The 11,456-nt window shown below is 43.5% G+C and carries 9 protein-coding genes and 1 pseudogene; 5 read left to right on the top strand and 5 right to left on the bottom strand.

The features are described from left to right. Window positions 1-483 (top strand): annotated as a pseudogene (locus AAC006_RS20920) (exopolyphosphatase); the annotation flags it as partial. Window positions 484-669: 186 nt separating this feature from the next. Then, window positions 670-1,341: a nitroreductase gene (locus tag AAC006_RS20915; protein WP_126873010.1), complete on the top strand. Its 672-nt coding sequence runs from the start codon at window positions 670-672 to the stop codon at window positions 1,339-1,341. A gap of 86 nt (window positions 1,342-1,427) precedes the next feature. Here the strand turns inward: AAC006_RS20915 and AAC006_RS20910 are convergent, their stop codons facing one another. From AAC006_RS20910 to AAC006_RS20895, 4 genes are all read right to left on the bottom strand, one after another. Beyond that, a complete protein-coding gene (locus AAC006_RS20910; protein WP_126873011.1) occupies window positions 1,428-1,895 on the bottom strand; it encodes a CreA family protein in 468 nt (155 codons plus the stop codon). Window positions 1,896-2,022: 127 nt separating this feature from the next. Beyond that, entirely contained in the window at window positions 2,023-3,855 is a 1,833-nt protein-coding gene (locus AAC006_RS20905) for an FAD/NAD(P)-binding protein (protein ID WP_126873012.1), read from the bottom strand. Between the two features lie 300 nt (window positions 3,856-4,155). Further along, window positions 4,156-5,499, bottom strand: a complete 1,344-nt coding sequence (locus AAC006_RS20900; protein ID WP_126873013.1) for a HAMP domain-containing sensor histidine kinase — start codon at window positions 5,497-5,499, stop codon at window positions 4,156-4,158. Between the two features lie 8 nt (window positions 5,500-5,507). Beyond that, window positions 5,508-6,221, bottom strand: coding sequence for a response regulator transcription factor (locus AAC006_RS20895; RefSeq protein WP_013783596.1), 714 nt, complete (start codon window positions 6,219-6,221; stop codon window positions 5,508-5,510). Between the two features lie 168 nt (window positions 6,222-6,389). On the opposite strand from AAC006_RS20895, the gene AAC006_RS20890 reads away from it, so the two are divergent. After that, window positions 6,390-6,842: a Spy/CpxP family protein refolding chaperone gene (locus AAC006_RS20890; protein WP_013783597.1), complete on the top strand. Its 453-nt coding sequence runs from the start codon at window positions 6,390-6,392 to the stop codon at window positions 6,840-6,842. 115 nt (window positions 6,843-6,957) lie between these two features. Here the strand turns inward: AAC006_RS20890 and AAC006_RS20885 are convergent, their stop codons facing one another. After that, window positions 6,958-10,104, bottom strand: coding sequence for a ligand-binding sensor domain-containing diguanylate cyclase (locus tag AAC006_RS20885; protein ID WP_126873014.1), 3,147 nt, complete (start codon window positions 10,102-10,104; stop codon window positions 6,958-6,960). 386 nt (window positions 10,105-10,490) lie between these two features. On the opposite strand from AAC006_RS20885, the gene sodC reads away from it, so the two are divergent. Together sodC and AAC006_RS20875 are read left to right on the top strand one after the other, a co-directional pair. Next, the gene (sodC, locus tag AAC006_RS20880; RefSeq protein WP_126873015.1) at window positions 10,491-11,036 is read left to right on the top strand and encodes a superoxide dismutase family protein; all 546 of its coding nucleotides are present in this window, start codon (window positions 10,491-10,493) and stop codon (window positions 11,034-11,036) included. 190 nt (window positions 11,037-11,226) lie between these two features. Further along, a complete protein-coding gene (locus AAC006_RS20875; protein WP_339892478.1) occupies window positions 11,227-11,418 on the top strand; it encodes a hypothetical protein in 192 nt (63 codons plus the stop codon). Window positions 11,419-11,456: the final 38 nt, after the last annotated feature.

Genomic DNA, 11,456 nt, shown 5'->3' with positions numbered 1-11,456 from the left:
CGTTTCCGTGATTTCAAAATTTCGAACTATCAGTTAATGATGAAATTAATTGATGCATGTAAAGATCACAGTATTGAAGAAATTTTGGAAATGGAAGATGTTGCCGAGCGTGTAGCTTTGTATCACGAGCACAATGAGCTAGCGAAAGTGCAATTGGCCAAATGTGCAACCGTTCACAAGAACCTTGTGGTGCTCGATTTAACCGAAGAAGAAACCATTTACGCGACCAACCGTTTTGTGATTTATGCGATGTATTCCGATTGCAATATCTCAATTCACAAAATGTGGGGCCTTAAAAAGCAAAACGTGGTTTTCGCTATTGGTAAATCAATCACCAACCGCACTTCAAATACAAACGTCGGTGAACTATGCCTTAAGTACGGCGGTGGTGGCCACTTGAATGCCGGTACGTGCCAAGTAGAAACTAGTAGAGCGGAAGCTGTTCTAGACGAGATAATTGACACTATCACTTCAGATGGTTAATCCATACTAATAAAACCTCGGTAGGGGTGTTGTTAAAATCATTGGCAACACACCCTGACTTTTCCCTCGAATACATATCTATAAAAACAAACAATCCAATATCTGGTTAGCGCTTATTGCATACCTATCTAGCTGTGTTTACTCTATTTTAACAATTGAGTGTAATGACTGAGATAGGAAGTAAGTATGAATTTTGCTGAATTTGCTGCATCACGTAAAAGTGTACGTGGTTTTACCAAACAAGCTGTCACTAAAGAAACCGTGGATGCCATTATTAACGCAGCGAAATGGGCTCCTTCGTCTTACAACACCCAAACGTGGAAAATTCATGCGGTAGCGGGTGATGTGCTCGATAAAATTCGTGAAGGTAATACTGAGAGAACATTAGCCGGTACGCCGTACGTCAGAGACTTCCCTTACAAAGAAGACTATGACGGCGTTCATAAGCAACGACAGCGTGATGTTGCCATGCAGCTATTCGATGTAATGGGCATAGCTAGGGAAGACAAAGAAAAACGTATGGATTGGATGATGCGTGGTTTTAGGCAGTTTGATGCGCCCGTGTCATTGGTATTAACTTACGATAAAGCCCTAGAGCCTGCAGGTATCACGCAATTTGGTTTAGGCTCTTTAGCTTACGGTATTGTATTAGCAGCTTGGGATTTAGGGCTTGGTTGCGTAATTAACGGCCAAGGCATAATGCAATCTGATGTAGTGCATAAACATGCGCAAATACCAGACTCTGAAGCCATTATGATTTGTATTGCGCTAGGGTACCCAGATGAAAACTTTGCTGCTAACGAGGTAAGATCGGTACGTGCCGACAACGAAGAATTCGTCACGTACCACGGTTTTTAGTTCTAAATTAAACGTAAATTACGTCTCTAGCTAATCTTTGACGGCTAGCAATTGACGGCCAGCAATTGATGAGTAGCAATCGGCGGTTAATCTTCGTTAGTAATCACACCGTAGGCCGCCGTTCCCCATAAAGGTACTGTCGACAAGCTATGTTTATAACTTCCTGATGTTTCTTTTGTAGAATACGAAAGATACATCAAGGTTTGTGACTTGGCGTCGAATATGCGTCTTACTTTCATGTTCTTAAAGAAAATGCTCTTCGATTTTCTGAATATGATGTCGCCCGAATCGGATTTGTCGATATCTCTTAGCATTTGTGCGGTAATTTCACCGGTTTGACGACAAGCTATAGAGCTATCGGAAGGGTCTGACACATCTAAATTCGCTTCAATACTAGAGATATGGCAAGTCACGCCTGTTACGATAGGGTCTTGCATGGCGTCTAACTTAATATCCTTTGTGGTGAATACGCCTAACGACACATCTCCTACTTCATTATCGCTGCACGCGGCTAAGCTGGCTACCGCGACCATCACGGCAATTATCTTTTTCATTTTTATATCCTTTTAAAGCACGTTCTAATAGTGCATCTACCACTAATACGGTATTCAGTTAAAAAACGATTTTTTATCCCCAAATGATACAAGCACTCTAGCATAGGTGGTGCATAGTTTTATTGATTCACTTAAGCTTATTCACAATCAGCTCTGCCACCTGATCACAAAAATCGAAACCTGAATAGTCTGGATTGAACCCACTAATATACGGCACAGCCATAACAAAGTAGCGCTCGTTAAGACTACCGTTGGCTAAAATGGGTTGAAAGTCATCGTTAATAGCAAAACCACCTGTTTCTAAATAGTATTCGTTGTCGGAGCCTTTGCATACGCTATTAGGGGTCTCTACTAGATGCTTTTTACCTTGATACTTATCTTTAAACCTCACTTTAGCGACTAATGGCTCGGCACCTGCAAACATAGATTTAAAAGGGAATGCGTCTATTGGCAGTGACTTCTGCCCAGTGCAATCGATAAAAGTTTTATATGTGTTTACAGTAGGCTTATTGTCCTCGTCTTTAAAATGAAATTGAAAATCGCCATCACCTTCAATTTCTAAGCGGCTGCTGCTATCAACAGCAATGATATCGAGTACGCCGCTATCGTGCAGGGCAAGTAACTGGGCCGCGGACGATTGCGGAATATTCGCAATCATAAGGCCAATAAGAGGCAGAAGGTGATTGCGTAGTCGTAGGGTATCTTCTGCACTAAAGTACTTAGCTGGGTGGTTTATCGTGAAGCTTAATAATGCGAGGGCTTCTTTCCATTGCAATGTGCTCTGTTGTTTAATCGACTGCTCGGCTTGCAGGTACTCAATTTTAAATAAGGTGAAGGGCTCATACGCTTTACGAGAATCAAGCATCCATTGGCAAAACGACTCTATGTTTTTGTTCGCTATTTTTTGATAAAAAACAGTGTCCAGTTTATTTAATGCCGCTTTGAAGTTTCGCTCAAAAATAAAATCTAAACTTAAGAAACCATCGTTATCAGCCCTATGTTGAGCAATTTCTTGCTCGCTTAGCATGCCTTCATCAGACACTAGCGGGTCGTCTAAGTGAAAGCGAATATTCGGCAGTAAACCCTCTAACGAGTGCATGATTATCTTGAAATCTGGTACGTTGTCGAATAAACGGTATTTTAATTGGTTATCAGTTTGATAAAACTCACCATTAGCTTCGCTTAACGTACGAATAGCATCAATAGCGGTAAGGGAACTGCCTTTAAGCGCTATTGTATGGTTATATTTTTGCTGCAACTTAGTGGGCGGGTAGGGAGAATCAAAATACCCTTTTACTTTACCTTCGTGGGTCTTGGGCCAAATATGACCAGTACAGATCGCCACCTTATCGAATCCTGTTACCCATCCCGTGTCAGTTAATATGTTAGTGCCAGTGCGACTGTCGGTGTTTGTAGGCTCAGGGCTCTTTTGGCGCTCAAGGCTGTTATTACGCTCAGGGCTGTCTACACGCTCAGGGCTGTTTTCATCTGCAGTGGTGGGTTTAATGTCCAAAACGTTGCACTGAAGATGCACGTTAACGTGTATCCCTGCTGCACGGCATCTGCCAATTAATTCACAAAATTGGGCCTGTAAATATTCCCCAAAGAGCAACCGGGGCACCACGTGTTTTTCATGCAGTTTAGTTTTTTCAATTTGATATTTAGCGAGGTACTCGGAGCTTTGCTGACGCAACCATTCAAGCAGGGTTTCATCAAACGGAGCCAGTTCATCAGATGAAATATTGGTAATATGTTCCCACGACGCGCCATCTTTACTGTAAGGCATGCCTTTGCCCAGGGCGGTATTACGCTCAAAGATATCGAAGGTTAAATGAGGCGATGCTCTGCCATTTACACTCTCGGCATCATCAAGCTGCTTGTCAAAAAAGCGCAATGCTTTTTTAAGAATAGAAAGGGCGCTGGGGCCGCCACCAATTAACGCAATCCTTGTTTTTGTCATCATCATCCTACCCTTAATAAAGCACGAACAAAGCACGCTATTTATTAGAAACGTATTATTTCCACGGTGTTGTCGAGCCTGTATTTCAAGCACCTAACGCAGGCTATTCACATTGGCAAACACGGGGAATAAGTTAGCTAGTCATCATAAATAAGCAGGTTATATGCCTTATTTTCAAGCTGCATTGTACTGGCTTTTTACTCGGCTGTAGGGGGGCGGTTAAACAGTACTGATTTATATCAGGGTTGAATCTGGCTTCGACGTTCAATATTGACTGGGTGGTGGGTAATACGTGGTGGATTACTGATTTATCGGCAGCACAATGTCAACGCTTAAGCCGCCATCGGCAGGGCGAGTCATTTGTAATCTTCCACCATGTTTTTCAATGGCTTTTTTCGCAATGCTCAGCCCTAGTCCGAATCCTGATGTATGCATTTGGTTGCCTGCACGGTAGAAAGGTTGAAGCAACTTTTCTATTTCCTCACTATCAACACCAGGACCATGGTCGCGCACGGTAATTACAGCCGTGTTACTCCGTTTTTCCGTGCTCACCTCAACCAATTCACCGCGAGATGAATATTTACAAGCATTGCCGATAATATTTTCCAATGCCTGATGAAGGGCTTCTGCATAACCTGAAATTGTCACATTAGGCTCGCAGTTAAGGGTTAGTGGAATGCCCGGGTAATGCACTGCCATATCATCGGCTATACGTTCACACAGTGCGTTAATATCGCACGCTTCTGGGCTTGGGTTACCTTTTTCTAACTTTGAATAATCCAAAATCTGTTGAATAAGTGCATCCATACGAACGCAATCATTATGAATTTGCTTTACGTGACGACTATCTGGCGTGTGCTGCTCGATAATAGCTGCCGATGCTTGCAAACGAGCCAGTGGCGCGCGAAGTTCATGAGATACATCATGCAACAGTTGTTGCTGATTGGTGGCAGCTTGATGCGTTTTATTGACCATAAAGCTAATATCAGCGGCTAAGTCGCCCAGTTCATCACCACGAGTCAGAATGGCTTTAGGCAGCGTAGCAACTTCTTGTTGGTCGGCATAACGGCGACTAAACGCACCTAAGAAGTTAATAGGGCGTACGATCCCCCAACTTAATAGCGCACTGACAATGGCAGAGGCAATAAAGATAAAAACGAACTGCAATGATTGAAACCGGTAAAGTACTTGTTTATAGTTGCGAGGCGCCTCTGGCAATCGGGTTTCAACGCGATAGGGTAGTGCAGATAGGCCATATACTAATTTTACTGTGCGATCCCTTTGAGGCACCTTGTTCATACGATAGTGATAGATGGTTCTACCCGTGTTATCTGATATCTGCATAGCAATGAGATCGCTACGATGTCTGACATTATGGCTTATCCAGTCTTTTATCTTGCCTTTGGGTACGTTCCCGCTAGCTAAGTCTTGCTCATAACGCCATACAATGCGCTCGGCTTGGCTAATTACACCATTAAAGTAACGCTGACTATATTCGTCAGACGTATATTTGCTAACCAGTACATATCCCGTGGCAGTCATCACGAGTAAGCTAGCGACCCAGAATGTAAGGAATATTCGCCAAAACAGGCGTTTAAACCCAAACGTCTGTTTTATTGAATGCCAAACCTCTGAATGCTTCATGCTATACCTTACTGTTGTGCTGGTGGGGTTAGCATTTGATAACCCACACCACGAACCGACTTAATCACGTCGTTTATACCTACCGCAGTCAGCTTCTGGCGTATTCGGCTTACGTGTACATCCATGGCACGGTCATAAGCTTCAAGCGGCCGATTAAGCACTTCTTCTGTCATTTCTTGTTTTGTGATGGTTTGCCCAACGCGTTCCATTAACAAGCTTAGCGCATTGAACTCTGCGCCCGTTAAAGGCAGGGGAGTGTTATCGACAAGCGCCGTTCTCGCGCCGCTATCAAGCACAATGCCGTGAAGTTCAGCATGCACAACCGTTTGGGTTGGCGCATTGCCATTTTGGGTCCGGCGTATAATGGCGCGAATACGCGCGCCAAGTTCCCGCGGGTTACAAGGCTTCGCTAGGTAATCGTCGGCGCCCATTTCTAAGCCAAGAATTCTATCTATGTCATCACCACGACCGGTAAGCATAAGAATAGGCGTCTGTTTTTTAGCGCGCACATTTCGCAACACATCTAGGCCTGACATACCGGGCATCATAATATCTAACACTACCGTATCGAACTCATCGCTTTGCAATAAGCGGGCAACGGCGGCATCGCCACTATTTAAGGTTTCAACTGCAAAGCCGTCGGTTTGCAGGAATTCACTGAGTAGCGCGCAAAGTTCTGCGTCGTCATCTACCAGTAAGATTTTGTATTTTTCATTTTCCATAAAATAGAGATTAACCGTTTTATTTTGAGGACTTTTCAACTTTACCGAACTTTACACTAGCTTAACCCTACTTATCGAATCGTTTATGCATACTTAGCTCCGTTGATGAAACAAAACGTTTCCCCCATGTCATGCAGCATCATGACCAAAACAAGTAGGAATATTAAGATGAAAAAATTAATTGCCGGTGTTTTATTGAGTGCATGTATCGCCACGACTGCTTATGCAGGTGGTAAACATTCTGATGACCGTAAAGGTCCTGACTTCTTCCCCATACACAAAATGACGAAAGTGCTAGATTTAACTGACGAGCAGCAAGATGCGCTAAAAGCACTGAAGGCCGAACTTAAAGCGGAGCGCAAAGCAAACCGCCCAGAGAAAGGCAGCGAAGATTCGTTTAGAGCGCAATTTAAGGCACTCGATCCGTCAGACGCTAATTACGAGCAAGACCTAAATGAACTTGCAAACCTAAAAGCCGAAAAAGCGAAAGCACGTTTCCTTAAAATGGCCGATGTACGTGTCAAAGTAAGCGAAATTCTAACCGACGAACAGCTAGAAAAGTTCGAATCGATGAAAGAAAAGCGTGGCAAGCGCGGCGACAAGCGAGAAAGAAACAGTTAGTCGTAACATAGACAATTGTTTTTAATAAAAGCCCCCGCAGTTGGAAAGCCCAACGAGCGGGGGCTTTTTCGTTGACGGCTTTCTATATTCAGTAAAATAAAACTCGGTGTTTTTATTATTGCAGTGTCGTAGGTTGTTGAACTTGCGCGTAGGTGAAAATAGATGAAGGCGCGTTGGCAACCTTTTCTAGTGCCTTTCGGTCTGTGCTTGATGGAATAGACGTTAAGCCCATCCATGTGTTGCGGCGATTATTTTTCGCGCCATAAAGCGCAGTATCAGCAAAGCCTATTGTGGTTTGCCAATCAAAAATATCATAATGCTGTTGAGAAAGCGGGTAAGCCGCATAGCCAATTGAACAGGTAACATGCCTTTGTGTACCTTCTGAAAGTTGGAACGCACGTGAACCTACAATATCCACTACTCGCTCAGCCATCACATAGGCATCTTCTCTAGGGGTGTTATGGACGACGACAAGAAACTCTTCACCTCCCCAGCGTATAAGGTAATCAGTTTCACGAAATATATGCTTTAAGCGATTTTGTGTTTCTACTAAAACCTTATCACCAGCCTGGTGTCCATAAGTATCGTTGATGTTTTTAAAGTGGTCTAAATCGATAACGAAGAACAGTATATCGTGCTGGTTTTTGGGAATAGAATAGGTTTGTGCACAGTTTTCGTAATAACGCTGCACGAGAGCAATGTCGCGCTCAATGTGTTGTGCTAAATAGCGTCTGTTGTGTAACCCGGTCAGGGGGTCAGTCAAGCTAGCCTCTTTCAGCGCAGTGGCTTGCTCTTTTAGTTGTTTATTCGCGGCCAACAATTCAGCCGTTCTCGCGTTTACGAGCTTTTTTAAAAATGCCTGACGTTGTCTATGGTGTCTTACTCCCAATAAATGACCTAGGTAGACGGCGATACATAAAAATACAATAGCCACAAATTTTGCTAGCAGGGTTTGATACCACGCTGGCATAACAAGTAACTGCCGATGCAATGCATTTTTTTCCCACAAGATCCCATCGTAAGAGTACTCAATTTGCAAAGTATAGTCGCCAGGTTGTGGCATAGTAATAACGGCTAAACGTTGCTCAGCATTTGCCTGAACCCAGTTTCCATCCAATCCTAATACGCGATAGCGATAGTGGGTATGTTCAGGGGTAAGATAATCAAGCGCGGCAAATTCGAAAGTAAGTCGTTTTGCTAACGGAGGAACGGTTAAATCAGTCGCAGTTAGCCCCAGTGATTCAATGCTATCGTCCTGATTAACCAACGTTATATCAGTAAGCACTATGGGAACAGTCGGCCTCGAAAACGTAAAATTAGCACTGTCAATAATGGTTAAGCCGTTAACGCCCCCAAAAACAATGTCGTTCTCACCTGTCGTTGTCGCCGCTGAATGTGCATAAGGCGCATTGGCCATACTTGGTGCGGTAGCTGCGCGGGTGACATCAAAGGTATAGCGGTTTATTGCCGCAATGCCTCGAGTCGTACTCACCCAAATATGATCTGCATTTTCACCTGCGATAGCAGCAATATTATTGCCAGGTAAGCCATTAGCGCTCTCTATTTGAATCCAATCAGCTTGTTGAGGTTTAACAAATACACCTGCAGAGCCCGTTCCGACCCAAAGGTAACCTTTTTCGTCAACGAATAAACTTGATATATATTGTTGTTTTAAAATGGGGTGAGTAATTTGGGTTGTCGCTAAATTGATAGTTTGGCCCATGTGAATATCGCCCTTTACCAATCCTTGCCACGTGCCAATCCATAAGCGACTTTCATCAATGGCCAATGAGGCGATACGTCTCTCGTTAATACTGTTAGCAAATTCGATTTGTTTTTCTGTACCCTTGTGTCGCACCCATAAGCCGTCTGTGCCGCCTAGCCACAAACTCGTCTCGGTCGATAAAAAAGCAGTGGTAAATGTTGAAGGTTTACGTATACCGACTGCCAGTGGAAAGTTTTGTTTAGTGGCAGAGTCAATTTTCACTGTTGCAAAGTTGCTTGAAGCATATACATCTCCATCTTTAGCGGCATGTAAGGTTTCTACGGGATTTTCTGATGTTTCCCACAGCTGCCCTGTTTTGCCATTTATAGGAGATAGTATTTCGATTCCGGCGTTACCCGTGCCCACTAAAAGTTCGCCATCATGAGACTGCACCGAATGTACCTTTCGGTTACCCAAGCTTTTATCAATATTTGCACCACCAAAAATGTTAATTATCGATTGGTTATTGGCATCAAAAATGTTCAGGCTGTGCCCAGCGCCAATCCATACTAGCCCCTTGCTATCGGTAAAGGTAGACCAAACATTGTCGTCAGCAAGCGAGGCAGGTTGCAGTGGATTGTGCGAAAACTGGCGGATTTCATGAGTCTTAATATTCACTTCTATTAAGCCTTGGCCAAAAGTGCCAAGCAGCACCAAATCAGGTTTGATTTCGCTCATTGTGAAAAGCCAAGGCGATGTCGTGTTACCTAACGCGAATGGGCGAAACGGTGCATCGTCATTTTTGACAAACAAGCCTTTGTCGGCAGTACCTACCACGAGGGAGCCTGAAGCGGTCGAAAGAATACTACTGATACGAGGTTGCTTATAACTGCCAACTTCTACCAGTTGAGGAGAATGTTCTATGCCGCTAGTGGCGATATGAACAAGCGGGAAATGAAACAATCCTTGTTCAGAGCCAACCCACAACTGCTGCTTGTTATCTACATGAAGTGCGTGGATCCTCGCTCTATTAGGCAGTTCAAACCCCAATAGTTTTTTCGTTGTATCATTAAAAATGAACAAGGCTCTATCTGATGTAAACGCAAAAATTTTATTCTTGGCAACCGAGGTGACGTTAAGGTGAAGGATTGAAACTTTCGAAAGTAAACTTTCTTCATAAGCAATGAGTTGAAGTTTTTCTTGGTGTAAACGGTAAAGGCCTTGTTGAGTGCCTACCCATACTTCACCATTGTCTGTAGCAAAGGTGGCTTGAATTTGCGGCGAAGGCGTATCGCTTTGCTTATTTTCAAATGTTACCGCTTTCAATGACTGGGAATCCCACCGCCATAATCCTTTGGAATCAACCAACCAAATAAACCCGTCTTTAGTTTCCAATACCGAAAGGATAGGGCCGTCAATGAGTGAGGTCTCGGCTAGAGGCGTATAAAACGTAGGCTGATGAAGCGTATGCCAGCTGGTGGTAGCTAACACGGGGATACAGAAGAACAATGACAGCACCGATAAAGCGCGACACAAATTATAAACTCTAGTTAACAAAGTAGCGCACCACGTTAATCGTTACTATTAACCCAATGCATAGTGATGCACTAAATCATTTTTGTATCTTGAGAATAAAGCGTTGTTATTCGTGTTGCAACGAGAAAGAAGCGGTAACAGGGTTAACGAAGGCTACATTGAATAGGCGCTGGTTTGCGTAAAGATTACACATCATCCGTTAAATCGTTACACCTGTTCAAAGGTAGCGGTAATGTTTAAATATTCGAAATCCTATTAATTTATATATTTCATGTGGTTATAGCTAGTTAAGCACTAGTGGTGCAAATTATGCTCCTCTTAAAAATAAGTCGTAATGCACGCTCGTCTAACAATTACACGTTTACGGGTTTCAGTCATACGAATTTTAAGCAGAGAAGGAGAACGCTATGAAAAAGCTTACATTAACCGCCATGGTGGGTGCAGTCTCACTAGCCTTGAGCGCAAGTAGTTTCGCCGGTCATCATGAGGATGAAGGGAAAAAGATTATGATGAATAATCTTAAAACAGGCGAAGCTATCGGTAGCGTAATGGTAAGTAGCTACGATGATGATGGTGTGGTCTTTACACCGAAGTTATCAGGGCTTACACCAGGTATTCACGGTTTTCATGTACATGAAAACGGCGATTGTTCAGCAGCGATGAAAGATGGCAAAAAAGTGTTAGGCGGTGCTGCGGGTGGGCATTTCGACCCTGAAAATACGGGTAGTCACAGTGTACCTTGGTCTGAAGAAGGTCATGAAGGTGATTTACCAACTTTGTATGTTGACGAAAATGGTAATGCCACACAGCCTGTTTTCGCACCAGAATTAGAGCTTGAAGACATCGAAGGGCGCGCCATTATGATTCATGCCGGTGGCGATAATTACTCAGATTCTCCGGCCAAACTTGGCGGTGGCGGCGAGCGAGTGGCTTGCGGTGTAATCGGTAAATAGCGTACTGAAACTGGTATTATCATTTAATAATATTGTTAATTAAAGCGGCAGAAATGCCGCTTTTTTTGTGTTTGGGCTCTAGCAAAAGTTTAAGACGGCAAGCTTGAAAAGGGAAAGTTAGAGATAAGCAGGCTTGCGTTTTACGTCAATGCATTATTGAATACGGCATACGCTTTTAAGGAGAGATAAGGTGTTTGCAGATAAGTTCATGTTTAGTGTGCTAAAGCCAATATTAGCTGTATTAATAGTGATGGTCTCAACCAATGCTATGAGTGCAGATGACATTTCAGAGGTTGTGGGGGAAATGAGTGGTGAAGCCTTGCTTGCCCAGTATCCCGCCTTCATGGACGAATATAAGTCGTATCAACCTAAGGCGTGTTGATCTTTCGTGATTGGTTTTTGAGCAGCATGGTAAAGAGT

The organism is uncultured Alteromonas sp. (assembly GCF_963976965.1).
Classification (GTDB): Bacteria; Pseudomonadota; Gammaproteobacteria; order Enterobacterales; family Alteromonadaceae; genus Alteromonas; species Alteromonas naphthalenivorans.
Note: the sequence above shows the minus strand (reverse complement) of the source record. Positions and strands in the feature narration are given on the sequence as shown.

What these genes read in the sequence shown, in the direction of transcription:
- AAC006_RS20910 (WP_126873011.1), bottom strand. Translation starts at nt 1,895, where the DNA reads ATGAAAAAGATAATTGCCGTGATGGTCGCGGTAGCCAGCTTAGCCGCG.
- AAC006_RS20900 (WP_126873013.1), bottom strand. Translation starts at nt 5,499, where the DNA reads ATGAAGCATTCAGAGGTTTGGCATTCAATAAAACAGACGTTTGGGTTT.
- AAC006_RS20890 (WP_013783597.1), top strand. Translation starts at nt 6,390, where the DNA reads ATGAAAAAATTAATTGCCGGTGTTTTATTGAGTGCATGTATCGCCACG.
- AAC006_RS20895 (WP_013783596.1), bottom strand. Translation starts at nt 6,221, where the DNA reads ATGGAAAATGAAAAATACAAAATCTTACTGGTAGATGACGACGCAGAA.
- AAC006_RS20905 (WP_126873012.1), bottom strand. Translation starts at nt 3,855, where the DNA reads ATGACAAAAACAAGGATTGCGTTAATTGGTGGCGGCCCCAGCGCCCTT.
- sodC (WP_126873015.1), top strand. Translation starts at nt 10,491, where the DNA reads ATGAAAAAGCTTACATTAACCGCCATGGTGGGTGCAGTCTCACTAGCC.
- AAC006_RS20915 (WP_126873010.1), top strand. Translation starts at nt 670, where the DNA reads ATGAATTTTGCTGAATTTGCTGCATCACGTAAAAGTGTACGTGGTTTT.